The sequence below is a fragment of the Pseudidiomarina insulisalsae genome (assembly GCF_003987065.1).
In the GTDB taxonomy this organism is placed as follows: domain Bacteria; phylum Pseudomonadota; class Gammaproteobacteria; order Enterobacterales; family Alteromonadaceae; genus Pseudidiomarina; species Pseudidiomarina insulisalsae.
Map to the genome: position 1 here is coordinate 174,387 of NZ_PIPY01000002.1, position 23,759 is coordinate 198,145.

The following is a 23,759-nucleotide window of genomic DNA, read 5'->3' on the forward strand; positions in this document are numbered from 1 at the left end:
ACTACTTATGATGTTGCATCACTACTTTGCTAAAGGCCTGCTCGTTAGCGCCTGCATTAGCGCGGCACTGACGTTCTCCAACCCGGTGCAGGCACAGACCGCCGACTCCATCCGTAATACCGCCACCGAAGTACTCGACGCTTTTAATATTCCCGGCCTGGCGGTGGTTGCCGTAAAAGACGGTGAAATTATTCTGGCGGAAGGCTTTGGCGTTCGCGATATTGCCACCCAAGCTCCGGTGAACGCTGACACCCTGTTTGGCATCGCCTCAAACACCAAAGCGTTTACCAGCGCGGCGATCGGCACCTTGGTTGAGCAGGGAAAACTGCACTGGGACGATAAAGTCATCGAGTATATCCCCGAGTTCCGTCTGGCCGACGCGCAGCTTACCCGTGAGCTGACGATACGCGACCTGCTGAGCCACCGCTCAGGGCTTGGCCTTGGCGCCGGCGACCTGATGATCTGGCCGAATACCGATAAGGACATCCACTCGTTACTGGCCGGGCTGGCTTATGTACCGGTGCAACGCGGATTACGCGAACGCTTTGCCTACAACAACCTGATGTTTGTGACCGCCGGAGAGGTCATCGCTCGCGTTAGCGGCATGCCGTACGCTGACTATATCGCGCAGACCTTTCTTGAGCCTCTCAATATGAGCAATACGCGTGTGGGTTTTTCTACTATTCCGGAAAGCACCACGAATCTGGCGACAGGCACCATTGAAAAAGAGGGTGAGCTGTACCGTTTTCCTCTTGATTATCTGGAGGATTTCAGCGCAGCAGGCGCGATGGCCAGCAGCGTCAATGACTTAAGCCAGTGGCTGCTCACCCAATTACAAGGTGGCGTAGCGCCCTCAGGTGAGCGCGTCTTCAGCGAAGCCACGCAACATGAAGTCTGGCAGGTGGCAATGCCACTGGGCGTACCTGCGGACGCGGCGAAAACCGGAACACACTTTCGCGGTGTGGGTATGGGCTGGTTCCTGAAAGACTATTATGGTGTAAAACATATTTCGCACAGCGGTGGTATTTTAGGCATGCTGTCGTTGACCACACTCATACCGGAGAAGAACTTTGGTATGGTGGTTTTAAGCAATCAGCAGGCCTTTGGTGGCCTGACCGCCATTACCGAAGAAGCATTGGAAGACCTGTTGGACTTACCTGATCGGGACTGGGTGGCCGAAGAACAGGCTGAATACCAGGCCTTTATGCAGCGCAAAGCCGAGTTTCAGCTCAGCCAGCCCGAACTGGTACGCGACGCATTGCCGCTCCTTGCCTACAGCGGCACCTACAATGACCCATGGTATGGCGACATTAAGGTGACCTTTGCGGACGATCAGTTACGCCTTGATTTTACGCATACTGAGCTGCTGAAAGGTCGGCTTGAGCATTACAACGGCGATACTTTTGTCGTGCGCTGGGACGAGGCATTACTTGAAGCCGATGCCTTTATTGAATTTAACGTGACGCGTGACAACGAAGTGCAAGGCGCCCGTATGGAAGCCGTGGCACCTTTTACCGATTTCAGCTTTGACTTTCACAACTTGCGTCTGCTGAAATTGCGGTGAAGCAGCTACTTCTCCTGCTCCATGTTCTGCCAGTGATGCTGCATTTCAAGAAAGGATAACGACGCTGACCAGGTGATCATCATAAAGCCCAACAGGCCCTCGGTGCCGTATAAAAAGCGCAGAGGGCCCATCGGGTAGGCGTCAGCAAAGCCGACGGTGGTGTAGCTGGCAAGGGATAAAAATACAAAATCAAATAAATCAGGATTCGCCAGCGCACCAATACCACCCGAGGGCGCCAGATCCGCATAATTAAATAATAACCACCCGCCCACACCAAATAACCACACTTCCCCAATGTGGGCGAAGAACAGTCCGATGAGCAGAACCATGATACGCGCCGGACGCCGTAGCGAACGATTTCGCTGCAGCATCCGACGCAACCGGAACGACGCTTCGTAATGCATAAGAATAACAAGCAGCACCAGCACTAAGGTGGCTGCTGCGACAATCCAATGATCACCAACCAGCATCGTTCCCCACCTTAGTTACTGCCTGCCGCGCTTGCTGACGTCGTTGCGTTGTAGTTTTCCACCCACTCACTCAGCAAGCGCACGCCATAACCGTTGCCCCCTGCCGGGTGGATACCACTGGCACTGGTAGCGTAGGCGTTGCCCGCCATGTCGATGTGGATCCAGGGCGTGTCTTTGGCGAAGTGCTGCAGCAAACGGGCACCCGCTTGCGCGCCCGGTGAACCGACGTTCTGAATATCGGCCAGCCAGCTATCGATAATGCCATCATAGGGCCCCAGCGGTAACTGCCAGACCAGTTCGCCAGTGGTTTCTCCGGCCGCTTTCATGGTGCTAATCAGGGCGTCATCGTCTGAAAAGATAGCGGCATAATCGGTACCAACTGCCCGCACTTTCGAGCCTGTTAGCGTCGCGATATCGGCAATAGCCCGTGCTTTTAACTTATCCCGCGCGTACCAAATGCCGTCCGCCAGAATCAGGCGGCCTTCAGCGTCAGTGTTGACCACTTCAATGCGAGTACCATCTGCCGCATGCAGAACGTCGCCCGGTAAAATTGCGCTGCCTGAGATCAGGTTATGCGATAACGGCACGACGCCGGCCACATTAAGCTCTGCCTCTTTACCGGCAAGCGCCATAACGGCACCCAACACAGCCGCACCGCCGGCTTTGTCGGTTTGCATACGCACAATGGAGCTGCCTGAGGTTTTCAGGTTATAACCACCGGTGTCAAAGGTATTGCCTTTTCCCACCAGCGCAATTGGCGCTTCATCGCCGCCACCTTGATACTCGACCACTAACAGGTGGGCCTTATGCTGGCTACCCTGGCTTACACCGTAAAGCGCGCCCATGCCCATCTCTTTTACTTGCTCGGGGGTGTAAACCGTCGCTTTAATGTCGTAATTACTTACCGCAGTTTGGGCAAGTTCTGCGATTGCTTTGGGATAGCCGTCACTACCAGGTAGGTTAATGATGTCCCGCGCCACAAATACGCCATGCGCTAAAGGCTGTGTGTCAGCATAAGTGTCGGCCGCGGCGTTGCTATTATCGCTATGCCAGTTAATCGTATAGTCAGGTCGTGCGGCGGGCTCGCTCTTATAGCGGTCAAAGCGATAATTGCGTAAGTCCATACCATGTGCCATTGCAGCGACCTGCTTAGCACTCAATCCCTTCGCGTGCATAACGACAGTTTCTGTCGCCTCGCCTAACTGCGCCGCTACCTGGGCGCCCAGCTTCTCGGCGTCGGCGCGCGTCATATCAATACCGGTGCCGACCACCCATAAACGTTTCGCGTAAAAACCAGGTAGTGCCAGCAGCTCGACCTGTTGCCCGTGTTTACCGGTGAAATCTTCCATTGCCAGAGCATTCTGAACAATATTGCGTACTTGAGCGTCCCACATTTGTGGCAACGCAACCGTGCCGTCTTCCGTTTCGGAAGCAAGGAACACCAGCACGTCGGCATTATTTTTGTGTTCATGCGCAAACTGATGCTGGGTCTTTACGTAATCACTAAACGCGGCTTGCGCCTGAACATCTGTGCTGAGCGCCGCGCCACCTGCCAAAACAGTAGTCAACAGCACCGCCATTATGTTTTTTTTCATCTTCGGGTTTACTCCATTTTTTTACCTATTTACTAAGTGTAAACATCCAGCAGCGAGAATGCTAAAACAAGTGATTAATCGTTGAAGTGGGTAGACAATGCGGCGGTTTTTCCCTAGAATTCCCGCCTGCTTGTTTGCAAGCAAACACTTCTTAGTAAATGCGCACCCGTAGCTCAGCTGGATAGAGCGCTGCCCTCCGGAGGCAGAGGTCACAGGTTCGACTCCTGTCGGGTGCGCCATATCTAGCGTGTTCCAGCGAAAGTATTTACGTACTAACATTTTCTTTGTGCCCAAATTGGGAGCAAAATTTACGTTACCCTGCTTTTTTACTTCAGTCTTGATCTTTAGCTGCATCGCCACTTCGCAGAACGATTGACCGACGCTTCGTTGTAGCTCGCCTGAACATCCCAGCTTGAAGAAACCTAAATTACGTCGTGGCGTAAAATTATTGCTTTTGCGCCAAAGCGTATATTGACATCTTTTCCGCTCTAGCGTATATTGCGAAATATTACGCTATGGCGTATAGTCATCAGATTCGCTATGGAACGAAACATTTCGGAGCAATCGAATCATGAATATCACCCGACCCGAGCAGCTGAGTGCATTAGTTAAAGACTACCGAAATAAACAAGGTCTCACGCAGGCAAATATTGCTGAGCTTGTCGGCATCCGTACTGCTACTGTTTCGAACTTCGAAAATAACCCTGAGACGTGTAAGTTAGAAACCGTTTTCAAAATTCTGGCGGCTCTCAATCTAAAAATTGATATAACGACCCGTAACCAAGTACAAAACGAAAACGCCTCCCAATGGAATGAAGGATGGTAGCCCATGGACAAGCTTGATGTTTATATGAACGGCATTAAGGTTGGCGAATATACCCGAACGCGAAGCGGAGCGAATCAGTTCACCTATGACAAAAACTGGTTGGTATCACCCGGACGACGCAGCATTTCCATGTCATTACCACTTCAAAGCACCCGGCACGAGGGGCCAGAAGTTTATAACTTTTTTGACAATCTTATTCCTGACTCTCGTGAAATTCGTGAGCGCATTGTCGCGCGTTTCCAGGCTAATTCGACCGAGCCATTTGATATCCTGGCACAAATCGGACGTGATTGCGTTGGCGCCATTCAGCTGATTCCCCACCACTCTCCAGCACCCAATATTAAACGTATTGAAGCCAGCCCACTCAGCGACAAACAAGTTGGCAAAATCCTGAGGGGATATCAATCTAAAACCCCGCTAGGCATGTTAAAGGACGAGCGGGACTTCCGTATATCACTTGCCGGGGCGCAAGAAAAAACGGCATTAATGTTTCGCGACGGACAATGGCATTTACCGCATAACGCGACGCCAACAACTCATATTATCAAGTTACCCATTGGCGAAATTCAGTCCCATGACCGCGTCATCGACATGAAGCACAGCGTTGAAAATGAATATTTGTGCTTAAAAATCGCCAAAGCCTACGGATTTGACGCGGCAAATTGCGAGATCATCACACCCGACGGCATGAAAGCACTCGCCGTGGAACGCTTTGACCGCAAGCTCAGCGCAGATGGCTCTTGGATTATGCGCCTTCCCCAAGAAGACTTCTGCCAGGTCATAGGTACCTCGCCAGCCAGAAAATATGAAACCGATGGCGGCCCAGCAATCGCAACAATCATGAAGGAACTGCTGGGCTCAGCGAATCCCATGGAAGGCCGCCATGTGTTTATGCGCGCCCAGGTTTTATTTTTGTTATTGGGTGCTACGGACGGTCATGCGAAGAACTTTTCAATTTTTATCGAGCGAGGAAGCCAATATCGTCTCACACCTCTCTATGACATCTTGTCAGCCTTTCCCGCCATTAGTAAAAAGGGCTTACACGAAAAAGATCTCAAGCTGGCCATGTCTCTCAAAGGTCGTCGGGGAAGAAAGTACGAATGTCGTATGATTCGTCGCGAGCACTTTCTGGCAACAGCTAAAGACGTCGACTTCAGTGAAGATTCCATGAATGGAATATTGGATTGTTAATGGCCAACTAAACTGACCCACTTTCGGCCATTAATTTTGATCCACTTCTCGTGGCTTCGGCCACATTTTTCTGTACCGTTTCCCGTTCAACTAGAAACGCGGGGGCGGCACATTGAAGGAGTGGACAGTGATACACAAAATAAAATCGATGTACGACAACGGCCAGGGACTCTCGATCCGCGCCATTAGCCGAGAGTTGAACATCTCGCGAAACACCGTGAAAAAATACTTAACGATGGACGTTCAAGGCATCAGCGTTATGATGGAAGATACCTCGCGACAAAAGTGGCTTGATGGCTATCGCGATTACCTGATTAACCAGCTCAAAGACTACCCCAAGTTGTCCGCAGTGAAGCTCATGCGCCGATTATGTCGCAAGGTAGGCAAGCTGCCCATCTCCGAGCGCAGCATGCGCCGTTACGTGCAAAACTTAAAAGCAGAGGTTGCTGTCGGACAGTATCGGTATTATGAACCCATCATCGAAACTGTTCCCGGTGTGCAGTGCCAGGTCGATCCCGGCGAGCTTCGTGGCGTACTTATAAATGGTAAGCCACACACGGTTTACTTTGTTGCATTCGTGCTCTCATACAGCCGCCTCATTTATGTAGGCTTTTCCTTGCAGCCCCTGAATACGCAGCGCTTTATTGAGATGCATGACGAAGCGTTTCGCTACTTCGGAGGCGTGACTGAAGAGTGCGTTTATGACCAAACCAAGTTGGTCGTACTGAGCGAAGAATATCGCGAGCTCAAACTCAATCAACGCTTTGCGCAATACGCTACGGCGGCATCATTTCATATTCATGCTTGCGAAGGCTTTGATCCGGAGAGCAAAGGCAAGGTTGAAGCAGCAGTTAAGTACGTCAAACAAGACTGCCTGTATGGTGAGTCGTTCCGCAGTGAAGCAGAGCTTCGTGCTTACACGCTTGATTGGCTAAATGACGTCGCCAACATCCGAGTGCATGGCACCACCAAAGAGCAGCCGCAGAGCCATTATGACCGCTCGGAGCGGTCACACATGAACCACTATAACGTAGCGATGGGCAGTTTAGACAACACGCCCATGCAAACACGTAAAGTCGACAAAACGGGGTTGATATCCTGGGCCTCGAACAAGTACTCAGTGCCTATGGAATGGCAACAAAGCCGGGTTGGTGTCAGTGAGGCCAATGGCCAATTACTCTTACTCGCCCCTGCCACCGGTGAGCTTATTGGTCAACACACGGTCAGTCTTGATAAAGGCCTTATTATCAAAAACCGCGACCATTACCGCGACAAAACTCAGGCGGTAGAAGCGCTTGAAACATGCCTCAATGAGCGTCTTGGTGTCGATGTTGGCCGTGCGATTGCGGCACAGTTCAAAGTAACCATGCCCCGGTTTTATAAAGACCAACTGCGCGGAGCTCTGGATGTATTAAAGCACTACGGTGAGCTACCAGCGGCACTTACAGGCCACTTGCTTGAGCGAGAAGAGTTAACGGCGAGCAAGATGCGTGAGCATATCGATGCATGGTTCAGTGCCGAGCAGCGCGGACGTAGGGTCGATGACGAGGATGATAGATCGGTAACCATCGATTTAAGCATGTACCGCCGTATCAGTCACGTTAACGCGCAACGGAGCCTATCATGAACCAGTTAGACAATGTCGCTAAACAGCTTCGCACCTTACGCTTAGGTGCAACCGCGAGCCAGTTGGCCACTCTGGTGGCCACGGCTGAAGCCAATGAAGAATCCTACTTAAGCTTCGCTGAATCGTTGGTGTCACATGAAATCACTCAACGCAACGTGAACCGAATAAAACGCCACTACAAACAGGCACAGTTCCCAAATGAAAAACGTCTCGACTTGTTCGATTATCGCCACCAGACCACGGTAACTAAGCGCCAAATCAATGGGTTACTCGATTTTAGTTTTATCGATGAACGCCAAAATGTGATTTTTATCGGCCCGCCGGGCGTGGGCAAGACCCACCTGGCCATTGGGATCGGTCATGAAGCAGTCCAGGCCGGATACAAAGTTCTGTTCAGAAACGCATTGACGCTCGTTGAGGAACTAGAGCTTGCCGAAATGAAGGGAGAGCTGAAAAAACGGCTCACACAGCTAAGCAAATACGACCTCATTATCATTGATGAGTTGGGTTACTTACCCATGTCGCGGCAGTCTCGTTACAACTTGTTCCAGCTTATCAATAACCTGTACGAATATCGGTCTATCATCCTGACCACGAACAAGGATTTTACCAGTTGGGGTGAGTTCTTCCATGATGACAATGTGGCGGTACCGATCATCGATCGTATCATCCATCACTCACACATATTTATGCTCGGAGGAGAAAGCTATCGACTGAAGGAAAAAGTTAGCAAAACCTGATCGCAGGTGGGTCAATTTTATTGGCCAAAAGTGGATCAATTTTAATGGCCATTGACATGGATGAAATGGCTACGCGAACGGAAGATGTCATACAAACAGTTGCGAGTGAATTACCCGCTACGTTCCCCAGCTTTATTGCTGATCCGATCTTCGATGGCATGCGCAGATATGCACAGCGGCTTGCGCGGTAGGTGTACTGCGTAGACAGCGCTGCAGCGGTCAAGAATTCACTTCCTTTAAGGCCTCAATTCATTCTGCGATTGGTTCTAAAAATGGGGGGATTACAATCTAAGCTTAGTCGCACTTTACCGTTTATTGTGATGTGATTTTTTAGTATCTTCGCTTCTCAACTGGGAGTTTTTAGAATGTCAGCATCACTTCGTAGAGTAAGCCGCTCACTTCATTTGTGGATATCGCTAGGTATCTTCATTCCTGTGGTTATCGTTATTGGTAGCGGGTTATTGCTGCAAGTTAAAAAAGAAGTGGACTGGATCCAACCTCCCACACAAAAAATGGCAAAAGGCGCACCGACACTTAGTTTTGCTGAAATTATCGACGCAGTTGCCCAAGTCCCTCAGGCAGAGGTTAGCAGCTGGGATGATATCGATAGGCTTGATGTAAGACCAAGCAAAGGGATTGTTAAAGTCCGCGGGAATAACCACTGGGAAGTACAGCTAGACGCAAAGAGCGGTGATGTATTACAAGTCGCCTACCGCCGCGCCGACACGATTGAAGCCATTCATGATGGCAGTTGGTTCTTTGAAGGTGCCAAGCTGTACGTTTTCTTACCCGCTGCTATTTTGCTGTTCGTGTTATGGATAACCGGGCTGGTCATGTTAGTCACAACCCTGAAAAGCAAATACCGTAAACACTATTATCAATCAAAGCGCCATAGATAAGTTGAGTTGCACACTCCTGCCGTGGGCAAACGCCGCTTGTTCATCTGCGCTCACATAATAGAGTTCATCGGTTACATTACGAATGCTCGTGCTCAACACGGTGTGCTCAGTCAGTTGCCACGAAGCGCCAGCATCAACGAGAAACACACTCTCTAATGCACGCTCACCAGCCGCCGAGCGTGTTTTGTCTGCCCGGTACTGCAAGGTAGAAAACAAGCGCATGGCATCAAATTGGTAGGTAAGCTCCATGCGTTGCGTATTGGCGGGGATATCAGCAACGGTATTTCCCTCCTCGTCTACGCCCCTTACCCAGGCACCACTTAAGGCAAAATTGAAGTGACTGTGGCGAGGTTGCCAGCTGAAATGATAAGTCGCGCCTTTCACTGTAGCGCGATCGAGATTGGCATACTGCAACAGGTCATTACTGAGCGATACCCGTTCAATGTAGTTATCAATGCGTTGATAAAACACACTGATATCGCCACTGAATTGCGTACTGTTATAAGCTACTCCACCTTGTAGGTTCATGGCTTGTTCAGTAGCTAAGTTTACGTCACCCCGCACGGTTCCGCGTGGTGTTTCGCCCGAGAAGAAACGCTCGGTCAATGTAGGGTTTCTATACGCACTCGAAATATACAGGTTAGCTGACCAATGTGGCGTGAACGCATAGTTAGCTCCGGCAAAGCCACTGATATTGGTGTTGGTGCTATGTTGGCCCTTATTCTCTTGTCGCAGCCAGTCGAGTCGCACACCAGCTGCGAGCGCAACATTTCCAATGCGACGTGATGTATCCACGACACCCGCCAACCCCAGTTCATCTGCAGTAAGCGATTGCACACGATACACCTCTTGTGCTGCCAGGGTTAATTCGCGTTCATCAATGACGACATTTTCGCGACCGTTCAGTTGCAGTTGCCAATTCATTTGCCATTGGGCTAGTTGTGCTTTACTGCCCATATCTGCACCAAAGTTGAGGGCTTGATTGCTGCTTTGATTAATGCGACGACCGGGGCGCAGCGTGTTGCTATCTAATTGCGATTGATGCCACCACAAATTACCGGTAACCGCAGCGCCGTTATCGCTTGCCAATACATTATCGAAGGCAAAATTGAGCTTGCCAAGCCAGTGTCGATTGGTTGGGTACGTGGTGATTTTACTCTGAGGAAAGTCGCTACTTGATTTACCCACATCTTGACTGTCTGAGTAGAGTGTCCACGCTTCTTTCAGACCCGCTTTTTCTGGTCGATGACGTACAAAAAATGCCGTCTGCTCGTATTGGTCGAAGAGCGCCCTGCCGTTTGCATCCTTACCATTACCTGCGTTGCGATACGCGACTTTCCAATCGGTATTTCGATGAAAGCCGGTATAGCTGTAATCTTGACCTCCCTGATTACTATTCCAGCCGACTTGTAGCTGGTGTCCAAATGGCTCTTTCATGCGCAAATTCACCGCGCCACCAATAGCGCCTGAGCCTAAGTAGGTCGAGGCAGCGCCTGGAATAACCGCTACCGAGCTAATAAACGAAGGGGGAATAAAATCGACACTCGCCCCCGCTCGGCGATCACTTAGAATCGGGACACCGTCGATCAAGGACTGAATCCGCCAGCGAGAAAACCCGCGGATACTGATGTTCTGTAGTTGTCCGCCCTGACCATTGAGGCTGATTAATGGCGACTGTGTGAGCAAATCATTTAGATGTGTGGGGGCCACCAAGTTTGCTTGATCATAGTCGTATTGTGTGAAGATTCGTGACAGTGTTTCGTGATAATACGGATGCTGCCCAGTTACCGTAACCCGCTCTACTTGCTGTGCAGTCGAGCTCGGCACTAGCACGCAGCCGAATGCGAGGAAGCCAGAAACTCTCAGTAGCAATGAAGAATTGAAATTCATGATATCCAGCAGCAAAAATAAAAACGGCAGTGCAAGCAGCACCGCCGTTTGAACTGAAATAAAAGCCGTACGTTTATTCCGTAATCACAGGTAACCCTGGTGTCCATGGGCCACCAGCATCAACCACTTGCCGTTGTAGGCTAGGCACTTTCGTTTCCTGTAACGCTTTCACGCGTTGGCTCACGTCATCCAAGCCTTCATTGGCATAACCTAACTGGTCGCGGTGCTGCTGCGTAGGGCCATAAGAAGAGCCCACGGCAGAGCTTGCATAGCCCAAACGACTCATGATGTTCGCTGGCTTAGCACCTTTGCGATCACGCGACGCTAGTCCATAAAGCGCTTGATTTACCGCATTAATCTCGGCTTGAAGTTCACCATAGTGCGTTTCAAGTTGCGCTATATCTCCCGGCGTGCGATCAATTGCCTGACGTAATAACGTCATGGTCTCTTTCACGTTATTGAGTACCGTTGTGGTCGTCGTTGCTTGCTTCCGCGCTGCGACGACTGCTCTGTCATACTCAGCACGCACCTCTGCAGAGGCTCCTTCGAGTGCGCCCTCGTAGATAGATTCCAAGACAAAGTCTACCGGTTCGGTAAGTTGTGTAACGGTGGTTCCTTCGCGCTTAAATAAAGTTGCCGAGTACGCGCCGGGCAATGCCAGCAATGTGCCTCGCGAACGTCGGCTTTCTTGACCAACAATCGCTGCGGTGTTCGCGTAGTTCATATCCCAAGTGACACGGTGAAGTCCTTTTTTCGTGCTTCCCTCAACTCGGTCAACGAACTCACCATTAGCATCTGTGATTTCAAGATACACAGCAGGCGCAGGCTCTTGGTTTTCTGCCTCCACCGCTTCCCAACTTGGATATTTAGGATACTCGTTGTTCTCCTCAAGCGCTTTTTTCTCAGCTGCCTGACGCTGCTCTTTACTGGTTAACAAGCTATCTTTTAGATAATAAGTGAGCGTGGCGCCATGAGCTGGGTTGTTAGCGATGAACGCATCATTACCATCAGTATCACTGTGGTTGCCATCAAGCTGGAACCACTTGACTGGGCGACTCGGCGCAAATAGCAATGCGTCTTCCTGCATGCTGCGCTCGGTCAAACCTCGCAGCGGTGCATAGTCATCGAGTATGTAGATTCCGCGACCAAATGTTCCGGCCACTAAGTCGTTCTCACGACGCTGAATTTTCACGTCACGGGTAGAAATCGTTGGAATCCCACCATCAAGTTCAACCCACTCTTTACCACCATCAACGGTAAAGAAGACGCCAAACTCGGTACCGATGAACATAAGGTTCTTGTTAACGTGATCTTGTACAAAACGCCAAACAAGATGTTTTTCAGGTAAGTCACCGGCTAACGACGTCCAACTCCGACCTAAATTCGTCGACTTGATCAGGTAAGGTTTGTAATCACCGTATTTGTGGTTATCCAGTGCGACATAAACCGTATTGGCGTCAAAGAGGTCAGCGCGAATATCATTTACGTAGGCGGTTGCTGGCACACCTTGGATGTCATTTAGATCGATTTCTTTCCAGTTTTTACCACCATCAGTAGTAACTTGGATTAAACCGTCATCGGTCCCAGCCCAAAGAATATCTTCATCTACCGGACTCTCCGCAAAGTTGGCAATAGTGTGGTATTCCGACATGGCATAGAGATCCCATCCCGCTTCTACCGACCAAGTACGGCCCATCATGGGCATATGCATGCGGTTGCCATCTTTGGTTAAATCACCAGATATCGGCGTCCAGCTATCACCCCGGTCATCTGAACGCCAGACACGTTGCGAGGCAAAGTAGATACGCTTCGGATCGTGGGCTGAGACGTTAATTGGGGCGTCCCAGTTAAAACGCTCTGCTGGATCGCCAGGTAAAGGTTGTGGCTTGATATAAACGCCTTCTTTGGTGGTCATATCAACTCGAGTTAGATTACCCTGCTGCCACTGAGAATAGACGATATCCGGATTGCCAGGCTCAACCGCTGGTTGGTGGCCATCGCCGCCCAGCGTTAAGAACCAATCCTTATTTTTGATTCCATCTTTACGAGCAGTACGCGATGGACCGCCCTGCGTGGAGTTATCTTGCGACCCGCCATAAACGTTATAAAACGGTTTCGAATCATCTGGCGCTACTTTATAGAACTGAGTGATCGGCAGATTCGCCATAAACCGCCAAGTTTCCATGCGGTCGTGCGACATATAGATACCGCCATCAGACCCGATTAACACAAAGTCGGGGTCAGTGGGATGAAAGGCCATGGCGTGGTCATCGACATGCTTATGAGTGGTATCGATCGGCGTCCAGGTTTTGCCACCATCATCAGACACCTTGCTGTAATTACTTGCGATGTAGACCCGGTCGAATTGATGCTGATCGACAAAAATTTCCTGATAATAATGAGGTCCTGTTCCGCCACCGACTTCATCTGACATCTTCTTCCAGCTCGCGCCTTGATCTGCTGAACGATAGAAGCCGCCTTCACGGTTGTCGATTTCGACTGTGGCGTATAAAACATCAGGGTTCATAGGTGAGATGGCCATACCTATCTTACCCATATTACCGGTTGGCAAGCCGGTTTTTAATTCGGTCCAGGTATCACCGCCATCGTCTGAGGTATAGATGCCAGCGCCAGGTCCTGTGCCTACATACGCAGCCACCGTGCGCTGGCGCGACCACGTCGCCGCATACAGTTTATCTGGGTTCCGCGGGTCAATCAGTAGCGAGGTAACCCCCGTCCATTCATCCTCTGGGGTCAGGACTTGTTTCCAGCTCGTACCGCCATCGGTAGTTTTATATAAACCGCGTTCACCACCCTTGGTCCATAAAGGACCTTGCGCAGAGACCCAGACAATATCAGGATTCGTTGGGTGAATGATGATGTCAGAAATATGCTCCGACTGCTCCAACCCCATATTTTTCCACGTTTTACCGCCATCTAGCGATTTGTAGACGCCGTCGCCGAAGCTGATATGGCGACCACCGTTGTTTTCGCCAGTACCGACCCAAATGATATTTGAGTTGCTTGGCGCAATGGTCACGTCACCGGTCGAGTAAACCGCTTGATTATCGAATATAGGGGTCCATGTAGTGCCCGCGTTAGTTGTTTTCCACACACCACCAGAGCCGACGGCGGTGTACCAAGTCGATGGATTATTTTGGTCGACAGCAATATCTGCTATGCGCCCTGACATGTAGGCTGGGCCTATGCCTCGTAACGCCATGGTCTTGAAGGTATTGCTATTAAAGATACCCTCGTCGTTATCTGACTGATCCGCGAGAGCCGGCGCGCAAGAAAGCGCCATAGTGACAGCTACTGCAGCTTTTAGGATTGTTCTCATTATTATTACCTAGGTTGAGGTCGTTAATTTGTCTAAACTATAGATTAGCGTGTCGCGATTCAATGGAATAAGCGACTAATGCACAAGTTTAGGAGGCCAATGCGGCCATAAACAACACAGGTAAAAAGCGATCAGATTCAAGCGCTTAATTGACCTTGGTGTCAGCTGAGCTATGGCTTGATTTGCTGTCGAGCGGCACAGTGGTGCTTTTGCGTCACGTGTGGATGCGAACGCAAGCGCCCTTTCAAGACGTTAGTGCCAACGTCGGTCCGGATGCCCGCCCGCATCAAGCCGGCCGGCAGTCCTTTCACTGCCCACGGCTTTATAGCCACGAAAATGAAAAGCCAACTTCACTTGCCGCGTAACGCAACCCTGCCCATACAGAAGCCACAATGTAAGGAATACCGCCCAGCAGAACCAGATCATAAAGCCATGTAAGTAGGCGCAAACCATCGGGTAGCGCTAAAAATAGCGGGTTCTCACTATCCCAACACAACCAAATAGCTAATGGCCCATCTCTAATTCAGGTATTTTTGAATCCCACCTATTGCAATTACGAATGATTCGCATTAACCTTGCCGTGATTCGCTGACCCGTGGTCAACCGACTGACCCGGCCCTGCTCAAAAGTTTTTGAAATCTTTAAGATTAACTCAATTGGAGATCCTAACGTGAAATTCAGACTTACAACGATCGCCGCTGCGATTTTACTAAGCCAAACAGCAACAGCGCAAAACAGTGAAGAAGTTGAACTAATCAAGGTAAAAGGCCAGCATTTGTCGGTTAGTGAGTCGAACTCAGTAAAAACGCCTACTCCAATTATTGATGTGCCACAAAGTTTGACAATTGTCACCGCTGAAGAGATTTCTGCGCGCGGTATCACAAGTATTGGTGAGATTATTGACTACACGCCCGGAGTGAACACAACTCAGGGCGAAGGCCATCGCGATGCAGTCGTCTTCCGCGGTGTTCGCTCGACAGCTGACTTCTACCTCGATGGTAACCGGGATGACGTGCAATACTATCGTGCGCTTTATAACATTGAACAAGTCGAAATTTTGCGTGGCCCTAACGCTTTACTGTTCGGCCGTGGCGGCACCGGCGGCATTTTAAACCGAGTCTCAAAGAAAGCTGATATTGGCGGTGAATTTACCGACTATACGGCATCACTCAATTCTTTCGGTGGCTTGTACACCGCCATCGATACTAATGTTACCGCAAGCCACAAATCTGCGGTTCGCATTAACGCCATGTATGAGCGCTTAGATAACCACCGCGACTTTTACGACGGCGAACGCTACGGCTTTAACCCTACTGCACGGATTGAATTGACCGACGACACTACTTTGGATCTCTCTTATGAATACATAAATCATGAGCGCTTCATTGACCGGGGTATTCCAACGGATGCCGATGGCCGACCAGTTGAAGCATTCGAAGATATCGTATTCGCCGATCCTCAGAACAACTATAGCGAAATTGAAGCTCATGTCTTCCGCGTGGCAGCAGAACATAAGTTCAGTGCAGCGGTAAAAGGTAACTTTAGTGCGTTTTACGGCGATTATGACAAAGTCTACTCAAACTTCTATGCCAGCGACTACGACCCTGCTAATGACCTTGTAGAGCTCGACGGTTATATTGATCATACGTTGCGCGATAACTTGATCCTCTCAGGTAACATTGTCGGAGAATTTGAAACCGGTAGTATTGGTCATACACTGATTGTCGGCACAGAGTTGATTTCTACGAATTCTGATCAAAACCGTTATAACCCAGTTTTTAGCACCAGTGGAGCTGATCGCGAACTCTTTACTGTGCAGCGCCCCATTCGCCTTAACGGTCTTTCTGGTGTGAATGCTAACGGCGAGAATTTCACTGTAAGCTTTAGCGACTTGAATGATGACACGCGCGTCAATTTAGAAGTCTTCTCGTTTTATGTACAAGATGAAATTGCGTTGTCAGAACACTTCGATGTCGTGCTTGGTGCTCGTTTTGATCAGTTTGACATCGAAGTCTTTAACGCCGACCCCGCGGTATTAGAAACCCGCAGTCGCACCGATAACGAGATTTCCCCGCGCGCAGGTATCATCTACAAGCCGATGGAAAATATCTCGTTGTACGCAAGCTACAGCCGTTCATTTTTACCGCGCAGTGGCGAGCAATATGCAGATATTAATGGAGCCAATGATAAGCTCGATCCAAACACATTCAGCAACCGTGAAATCGGTCTGAAATGGGACTTAGCTCCGCGCATGAGTTTCACCGCAGCGGTTTTTGAGAACGAACAAAGCTCGCCTCAGGTCGCGGATAACGACCCATCAACACTGGACGTCATCGACTCTGACATCAGCGGTTTCGAGCTTCAGTTTAAAGGTGAACTCACCCGCGATTGGCATTTCATGGCTAACTACAGCAATCTGGATGGTGAGATTGTGAGCCGGACAGGCCCTACTGGCCGCACTCCACGGGAATTACCGGAGCAAACTTTCTCGGCCTGGAACACGTATCAGCTAAGCGATAACTTCGGGGTTGGGCTGGGTGTTACCTATCAAGATGAAAGCTTTATCAACAACAGTAATACCGCTGTCTTGCCAAGTTATACACGCGTAGATGCATCTGCGTATTACGAGATTTCTGACACTATGCGAGTGCAGGTAAATATTGACAACCTGACCAATGAGCTTTACTTCCCAAATGCTCATTCGACTCATCAGGTAACAGTGGGAGCACCACTTAATGCATCGGTGTCGTTAGTAGGAACGTTCTAATACGTTTAGCAGAAAAATGAGAAAGGCCGAGTCGGATAACGCCTCGGCCTTTTTTATTAAACCCGACACTCATCACACATGTCTGCCGTTAACATGTGTGCGAAGTTTTTCGCTAACAGAGACCTTAACGAATTATCGCAGTAATGCTTCTTAGTTACATGCGGATGCGAGCGCAAGCGTCCCTTGAGTACATTGTTGCCAACATCGTTTAGTAAAGGGTTATTGGGGTCAGTTGATGGTCCTGTTGCGCGCGCTTTCAGCTCTGGCGGCAAAGCCAATACCGGCACGGTTGCTGACAATTGGGCTGCCATGAAGAACGCAATCGAATAGCGTTCTATGCCATTTGTGGGGCTTTCCACTTTGTGGTTTGTGGCTTTTAACAAGCCGTTGGAGGCCAGCTCTAACAGCTCACCAATGTTCACGACCAGTGCGCCCGGAATCGGCTCAACGTCCACCCACTCGCTACCACGCTCAACTTTAAGTCCGCTTTGTTGGTCCTGCATTACCAAAGTGAGGTAGCCTGGGTCTTTATGCGCTCCGACGCCTTGCTGCACGGCATCTTGCGCGGGGTAACGGATGAGTTTGGCATGGGTATAAGGCTGCTCGCCAATAGTCGCATCAAGCGCATTGCGCTCAACACCCAAAGACTGACAGAGCTTCTGCAACAGAGTAACCGTTATGTCACTCAACTCGCGTTGCAAGGTCAAAAGAGCGGGCTTCAGGCTCGGCATCGCAGTCGGCCACAAATTTGGACCGATGAGTTTTTGCCAAGGCTGTTGCAGTTGTTCTGGAGCGAGCGAGAGTTCTTCATTCATCCAGTCAAATTGCTCGCGCGCATCAAGCAGGCCGGCAGTCATTTCATTGCCGACGGCGTTATAACCACGAAAATGAGGCGAATGACTCATATCCACTTCTTGCTTATCTTCAGCAGATAGCTGAAAGAAGTGCTTACTTAGGGCTAAATAATGTCGCTGCGCGTCGCTTTCTATGCCATGGTCGACAAGATAGAAAAAGCCGACTTCACTTGCCGCATAACGCAACTGCGCTAGGCCTTCGTTGGTATTAAGCGATGTCATAGAAATGATCGGTAGTGTCGCAGCGTTCATAGGCGCTCCATAAATCGTATAACGAAGCTGACTATAAGTCGCTGCGTATAATTTATGAACGAACCAATCTGTCTAAGTTAGATTGTTTCGCTATAGCCAACGCCGATTCAGATGCTTGTACCAACGGTTTCCGGCCCACATGGAAGCGACGATATAGGGAATACCACCCAGCACCCACATGATCAGGCCCGCAAGCTGCTGATCCTGCAAGTGACGGGCTTCGCCGTACAAAGGTTCACCGGCGAAGGTAAGCAGGGCGCCTAAAAAGCCGGTGTGCATCAAGGTGAAAAGCAGCGCCAGCAGCGCGAAGGGAACATTACGTGCGTTTGCGTGCAGCACCGCCCACCAGAACCAGACTGCAGTAATTAAGAAGCAGGCATGTTCGAACACATGCACCCAGGGGTCATCCACTGCCAGCATATAAAAGACTGGTACGTGCCAGAACCAGATCATAAAGCCATGCAAATAAGCGCAGAGCATGGGATAGCGGGTGATTTTGAACGCGTAACTCCAGAAACTGCGGCCGTAACGGCCAAACGCCACAAAAAGTTGTGGCAGCGGCTTACACAGCGCGAAAAATGGCGCGATGACCACCATCATAAACATGTGCTGGGTCATATGCGCCGCGGCACTTGTTTCCGCCCATTCATCCAGCGGCCCTAAAATAGTAAAAAGGGTAATCACTGCGGTGCCATGAAACAGCCAGCGCCGCCATACCCGGGTCGGGCTGCGCCTGGCGCCTATCACATACATCAGCCAGAAGGCCGCCACCACCAGCGCTGTGAGACCTGAAGCAAGCCTGTCCTGGCCATCACTGGTAATGGGGTTGTGCGCCTCAGCGGCAGCAGTCCAGAGTGCTGCCAGCAAAAGCCCCAGGACTTTCCACGCCCTCACGCAACGCCCCACGCCATGGGTAATAATAAGAACGAAGCTACGCTGCACCAGAATATGGCCAGACTAAACAGCCACAGAGGTTTTAATACTACCGGCTCATAAGGCAAACGTTCGCTGACATAACCATAGCGCACTCGTAATGCTTGCAGTGCAGTTGCGATCACGCTCAGACCGCTATGGAAAATAAGAAACGCGAGCATGACAAATAGCACCGCATCGTGAGCCGTTTCGGTTACTTTCAGTGGCGAAGTAACGATGATTGCTATCAGCACCCCGAGGTGTATCGCACCGAGCAGCGTGACGATCCAGAATTCCTCCTGCAGCCTGGCAACGTTACCTCGTTTTAGTTTTTTCACCGAGCCAGCAAACCACCAGGTTGCGCCCGTTAAGAAAAGTCCACTTAACGCCATGGCAGGCAGTGAAATAACAAGTTCTTCCGGCAGCGTCCAATTGGGTGCTACCGCCCATAAGTACAGCCAACCAAATAACAGCGCCAGATAGAGCGCACCGTCTGCGAGCAAAGTAACCACCATGCCCCAAAGGCCAGAACCGTCCGTAGTGCGTGAATGCAACAGTGCCTCTTCGGGTTCTTTGTCACCTAGTGGGGCGGCTTTTGGGTGGCCGCCGTTTTCCCAGCTCCAGCGAAACAGCACAATCGCAGCCAAAACGGCCGCCACCACGGCTATCGAATAACTGCGTACCAGCAGGCTCACACACACCACTGCAAGGAAACTTGCGGCAATAAGCGGTAGCCATGAATTGGTCGGCAGCAACATCACTTCTTTTAGCTTGCCGGTCACAGGGTCACTACCAAAGGTTTCTCGCCTACCGTGCTCAATTTGCGTTAAGCCATGCTCCCCTGCGGGAATGGTTTTCATCAGCTCGGGCTGGTCCCACAGCGGGTGACGGCTTTTAATTTCAGGTAAGCTGGCGAAATTATACATACGCGGCGGCATACCCGCGGCCCACTCCAATGTATCGGCGTTCCAGGGGTTGTCAGGCGCCTTACGGCCAAAACGAAAGTGCAGCACCACGTCAATAATAATAATCGCAACACCAGCAGCAATGATGAAACTTCCTACCGAAGAAAGCAGATTGAGGCCGTCCCAGCCGACACCCTCGCTAAAGGTATACACGCGCCGCGGCATACCTAGCAGCCCAGTCAGATGCATCAGGAAAAACGTGGCGTTAAACCCAATGAAGACCAGCCAGAAACCCCAGCGGCCCAGACGCTCTGAGGACATACGCCCGGAAATAAGGGGCAACCAGTAATACAAGCCGCCAATGAGCGGAAATAACATACCGCCAATCAACACATAATGCAGATGAGCCACCACAAAGTGAGTGTCATGGACCTGCCAGTTAAACGGCACCAACGCCAGCATTACGCCAGTCAAACCGCCCAGGACGAAGACAAACAGAAAGCCAAACACCCATAACATTGGCAGACTGAATACGACGCGCCCGACCCATAAAGTGGCCAGCCAGGCAAACACCTGAATGGCGGTGGGAATAGCCACCAACATACTTGCCAGCGAGAAGAACGCCTGCGCCATGCCTGGAATACCGACGGTAAACATGTGGTGCGCCCAGAGTCCAAAGCTAATGAAGCCGGTCAGAATCACTGCCATCACAATCCATCGGTAGCCGACAATCGGGCGGCCGGTAAACACCGGCAGCAGCGTCGAGACAATGCCCGCTGCGGGCAGAAATATAATGTACACTTCGGGGTGCCCGAACAGCCAGAACAAGTGTTGCCATAAAATCGGATCGCCACCAGCGGCCACGTCAAAAAACGGCATGCCGGCAGCACGTTCCAGTTCCAGTAAAATACTACCCAGAATAAGCGGCGGAAAGCCGAACACGATCATGAATGCGGTAACCAGAATATACCAACACAGAATGGGCATTTTGCTGAGTGTCATTCCCGGAGTACGCGATCGTAATATGGCCACCACCAGCTCGATGCCCGCTGAAACCGACGATATTTCCACGAAGGTAATACCCAGCAGCCAGAAGTCAGAGCCTGGCCCCGGTGAATAATCAGCGCTGCTTAGCGGGGTATACATGAACCAGCCGGCACTCGGCGCTATTCCCATAAACAGACTTGAAAGTACGATAATGCCGCCAAAAAGATAGCAGTAGTAACCGAAGGCACTGAGGCGCGGGAAAATCAGATCCCGCGCGCCAATCATTTTAGGAATCAGATAGACAGCCGCGCCTTCCAGAATAGGGATGGCGAACAGGAACATCATCACCGTGCCATGCATGGTAAATACCTGACTATATAAATCAGGATTTAAGATTTCTTGGTCCGGTAGCGCTAACTGCGTACGAATAAGAAGCGCCAGCAACCCGCCTATCAAGAAGAAAATAGCGCCGGTCACCATAAACCGGCGCCCTACCGTCGTATGATTTACTGCCGCCAAAGTGCCCCAGCCTGGCAGATTCGACCAGACCTTCATAAAGCGCTGATGTAATGTCTGCGATTCAGTCATTATTTTGCCCGCCCTCCTTTTGCAGCCATTGTTCAAAGTCTTCAGCGCTATGCGCAATGACTTTGAACTGCATTATGGTATGCCCTTGCCCGCAGTATTCGGTGCATAGCCCCCGGTACTCACCCGCTTCGTCGGCCTCAAGCCTCAATACGTTGGTATGCCCGGGAATCGCGTCGATCTTGCCGCCCAGCCGAGGCAACCAGAACGAGTGAATGACATCCTGACTGGTAATATGGAAATCAATGGGTGTGTTAATTGGAATATGAATTTCATCGACCAGTTGAATGCTGGTATCGGGGTAAGAAATACGCCAAAACCACTGATAGGCTTTCACGTCGACTCTCATTGCTTCGCCTTCATCAAGAGGCAAAGGTAACATCTTATGGCCCACCGGGGCGCCAAACAAGAGCAGCAGCGCCAGAGCTACCGTGGGTAGTACAATTCCACCGCCAATGATCCATTTATTCTGCAGCCGCTGCGCGTCTTCATCACTCAGGTCTTGCCGGTTACGGCGTATTGCATACAACCAAAGCAGAATAAGTCCGAAGAAAATTGCCAGAGCGACGCTGACCATGGTCCAGGTTAGCGGCAGAACCGAACGCGCTGCGGGCCCGGCAGGGTCGAGCGTTGAAAATGGACCGCTGCAACCGCTTATCAGCAACGAGGTGGCAGCGACTGTTACTCCTGCTATTCTAATTCTCATAACATGTCCCAATCTGAACAGAAGGATAGATTTGCGCTATGCCCACTGCGAAAATTGAAAGTCGCGCAGCCCAGTATAAAACCGCTATGATATGAAGCATTAACAACCATATCACGTCCGACTACTCCTTTCGCTTGAGCCCTTGTTATCGTTTTTTCTTATGATGACGCAGCGAATTGACATTGCACAAGCCAGTAATCAGCTTTGCAGGCAGAGCCTATTTTTGCAAGGTAACGCTCTGGTTTATCGTTTATTTTTTTGACTTTATATATCATTATCCATCTTCATCACCTCGTGCTAGAGTGTAAATATTCCAACTTCTGGGGGGGCAAAATGGATTCTCAGGTAAGCCAAAGGTTGTTTGAACTAGCGGTCGAACAAGCGTATGACTCCGTTTTGATCACGACCGCTGAACTTGATTTGCCCGGCCCTCAAATAGTCTACGCCAACGATGCTTTCTGTAGAACAACAGGCTACTCTCGAGACGAGGTGATTGGTAAGACCCCCCGTATTCTGCAAGGTCCATTAACCGACCGCGCTGTTTTGAGCCGGCTTCGTCACAACCTCGAGCATGGCACCCGCTTTGAGGATGCCGCGGTGAACTATCGCAAGGATGGCTCAACCTATGTCGTGCATTGGAGTATCAGTCCTATGCGTAATAACGAGGGCGTCATTACGCACTTTGTGTCGGTACAACGTGACATCACTCACGAGACGCAGCTGGAACACTTTAACCAACGGCTGTTAGAGCACTTGGCAGATGGCGTGATCGGTATCGATCATAAGGGACAATGCACCTTTGTGAATCCATCTGCGCTTTCTATTCTGGGTTATTCAAACGACACTGAGTTGATTGGTCGCTGTAGCCACAGCTTAATTCACCATTCCCATGCTGACGGCGAGGCTTATCCCAGGGACGACTGCCCGATTCACCAGATGCTGAAAACAGGCGAGGCGCCTGAGCCCTGGCGTGACTATTTCTGGACCAAAGCAGGCAATTCTATTCCCGTTGAAGTATCGGCTACTCCCATGCGGTACAGCAGTGACCCGGTATTTGGCGGCGTATTTATATTCCGTGATATTTCTGAACAACTTGAGCTTGAGCGCCAGCTCCACAAAGCGGCCAGCCATGACCAGTTAACCGGCGCCTATAACCGCCGTTTCGGTGACCATGTTCTGAAAAAAGAGCATGCGAAAGTCAAACGTAAGGAAAGTGGAGTCGCATTAATTCTGGCTGATATTGATCACTTTAAAGCCATCAATGATGAACTCGGCCATCTGGTAGGCGACCAGGTCTTAAAAGAGTTCGTCGAAGTACTGCAGTCGCGTTTACGCGAAATGGACTCGCTTATTCGCTGGGGCGGCGAGGAATTTTTGATCGTACTGCCGGATACCGATCTTAAAGGCGCACAAAAACTTGCAGAAGACTTATGTCTGGCTACTGAGCATCACCCTTTCGACGCCGAAATTGACCGGCTGACTGCCTCGTTCGGTGTCAGCATTTTGCGCTCTGCAGAGTCCATTGAGGCGGCAATCAAACATACCGACGACGCGCTGTATGATGCTAAACAAAGCGGCCGCAATTGTGTCATTAGTCAATTCTAATGGCGTGATTGGCCAGCGATCTGATCTCTGTCTATAGTTAGTTG

General features: G+C 50.4%; 16 protein-coding genes and 1 tRNA gene. 9 read left to right on the top strand and 8 right to left on the bottom strand.

Going from position 1 to position 23,759, the window contains the following annotated elements:
• Positions 1-7: 7 nt before the first annotated feature.
• Entirely contained in the window at positions 8-1,564 is a 1,557-nt protein-coding gene (locus CWI71_RS02360; protein WP_241967582.1) for a serine hydrolase, read from the top strand.
• Positions 1,565-1,569: 5 nt separating this feature from the next.
• On the opposite strand, the gene CWI71_RS02365 is transcribed toward CWI71_RS02360, so the two are convergent.
• Both CWI71_RS02365 and CWI71_RS02370 read right to left on the bottom strand, forming a co-directional pair.
• The gene (locus tag CWI71_RS02365) at positions 1,570-2,034 is read right to left on the bottom strand and encodes an ion channel (RefSeq protein ID WP_126753655.1); all 465 of its coding nucleotides are present in this window, start codon (positions 2,032-2,034) and stop codon (positions 1,570-1,572) included.
• An 11-nt stretch (positions 2,035-2,045) separates the two neighbouring features.
• Positions 2,046-3,629, bottom strand: a complete 1,584-nt coding sequence (locus CWI71_RS02370; RefSeq protein ID WP_241967583.1) for a leucyl aminopeptidase family protein — start codon at positions 3,627-3,629, stop codon at positions 2,046-2,048.
• Positions 3,630-3,791: 162 nt separating this feature from the next.
• Here CWI71_RS02370 and CWI71_RS02375 point away from each other — a divergent pair.
• From CWI71_RS02375 to CWI71_RS02400, 6 genes are all read left to right on the top strand, one after another.
• Positions 3,792-3,868: transfer RNA gene (locus tag CWI71_RS02375), tRNA-Arg, on the top strand.
• A gap of 332 nt (positions 3,869-4,200) precedes the next feature.
• Entirely contained in the window at positions 4,201-4,455 is a 255-nt protein-coding gene (locus tag CWI71_RS02380) for a helix-turn-helix domain-containing protein (RefSeq protein WP_126753656.1), read from the top strand.
• Positions 4,456-4,458: 3 nt separating this feature from the next.
• The gene (locus tag CWI71_RS02385) at positions 4,459-5,646 is read left to right on the top strand and encodes a type II toxin-antitoxin system HipA family toxin (RefSeq protein WP_126753657.1); all 1,188 of its coding nucleotides are present in this window, start codon (positions 4,459-4,461) and stop codon (positions 5,644-5,646) included.
• 127 nt (positions 5,647-5,773) lie between these two features.
• Positions 5,774-7,273: an IS21 family transposase gene (gene istA / locus CWI71_RS02390; RefSeq protein WP_241967584.1), complete on the top strand. Its 1,500-nt coding sequence runs from the start codon at positions 5,774-5,776 to the stop codon at positions 7,271-7,273.
• Positions 7,270-8,013 (top strand): IS21-like element helper ATPase IstB, encoded by a 744-nt coding sequence (gene istB / locus CWI71_RS02395; protein WP_126753658.1) that lies wholly within the window; start codon positions 7,270-7,272, stop codon positions 8,011-8,013. The genes istA and istB overlap by 4 nt, the downstream gene beginning before the upstream one ends.
• A 365-nt stretch (positions 8,014-8,378) precedes the next feature.
• Positions 8,379-8,912, top strand: a complete 534-nt coding sequence (locus tag CWI71_RS02400; RefSeq protein ID WP_126753659.1) for a PepSY-associated TM helix domain-containing protein — start codon at positions 8,379-8,381, stop codon at positions 8,910-8,912.
• On the opposite strand, the gene CWI71_RS02405 is transcribed toward CWI71_RS02400, so the two are convergent.
• Both CWI71_RS02405 and CWI71_RS02410 read right to left on the bottom strand, forming a co-directional pair.
• The gene (locus CWI71_RS02405; RefSeq protein WP_126753660.1) at positions 8,895-10,844 is read right to left on the bottom strand and encodes a TonB-dependent receptor domain-containing protein; all 1,950 of its coding nucleotides are present in this window, start codon (positions 10,842-10,844) and stop codon (positions 8,895-8,897) included. The two genes, CWI71_RS02400 and CWI71_RS02405, sit on opposite strands and share 18 nt — an antisense overlap.
• Positions 10,845-10,875: 31 nt before the next feature.
• Positions 10,876-14,142, bottom strand: coding sequence for a VPS10 domain-containing protein (locus tag CWI71_RS02410; RefSeq protein ID WP_126753661.1), 3,267 nt, complete (start codon positions 14,140-14,142; stop codon positions 10,876-10,878).
• A 670-nt stretch (positions 14,143-14,812) separates the two neighbouring features.
• Here CWI71_RS02410 and CWI71_RS02415 point away from each other — a divergent pair.
• Positions 14,813-16,909 (top strand): TonB-dependent receptor, encoded by a 2,097-nt coding sequence (locus CWI71_RS02415; RefSeq protein ID WP_126753662.1) that lies wholly within the window; start codon positions 14,813-14,815, stop codon positions 16,907-16,909.
• Between the two features lie 56 nt (positions 16,910-16,965).
• Here the strand turns inward: CWI71_RS02415 and CWI71_RS02420 are convergent, their stop codons facing one another.
• From CWI71_RS02420 to coxB, 4 genes are all read right to left on the bottom strand, one after another.
• A complete protein-coding gene (locus CWI71_RS02420) occupies positions 16,966-18,015 on the bottom strand; it encodes an isopenicillin N synthase family dioxygenase (RefSeq protein WP_126753663.1) in 1,050 nt (349 codons plus the stop codon).
• Positions 18,016-18,105: 90 nt separating this feature from the next.
• A complete protein-coding gene (locus tag CWI71_RS02425; protein ID WP_241967585.1) occupies positions 18,106-18,909 on the bottom strand; it encodes a cytochrome c oxidase assembly protein in 804 nt (267 codons plus the stop codon).
• Entirely contained in the window at positions 18,906-21,407 is a 2,502-nt protein-coding gene (gene ctaD / locus CWI71_RS02430; protein ID WP_126753664.1) for a cytochrome c oxidase subunit I, read from the bottom strand. Before ctaD ends, CWI71_RS02425 begins: the two co-directional genes overlap by 4 nt.
• Complete coding sequence (gene coxB, locus CWI71_RS02435) at positions 21,400-22,110, bottom strand: cytochrome c oxidase subunit II (RefSeq protein WP_126753665.1); 711 nt, start codon at positions 22,108-22,110, stop codon at positions 21,400-21,402. Before coxB ends, ctaD begins: the two co-directional genes overlap by 8 nt.
• A gap of 333 nt (positions 22,111-22,443) precedes the next feature.
• Here coxB and CWI71_RS02440 point away from each other — a divergent pair, with 333 nt between their 5' ends.
• The gene (locus CWI71_RS02440) at positions 22,444-23,715 is read left to right on the top strand and encodes a sensor domain-containing diguanylate cyclase (RefSeq protein WP_126753666.1); all 1,272 of its coding nucleotides are present in this window, start codon (positions 22,444-22,446) and stop codon (positions 23,713-23,715) included.
• Positions 23,716-23,759 lie beyond the last annotated feature (44 nt).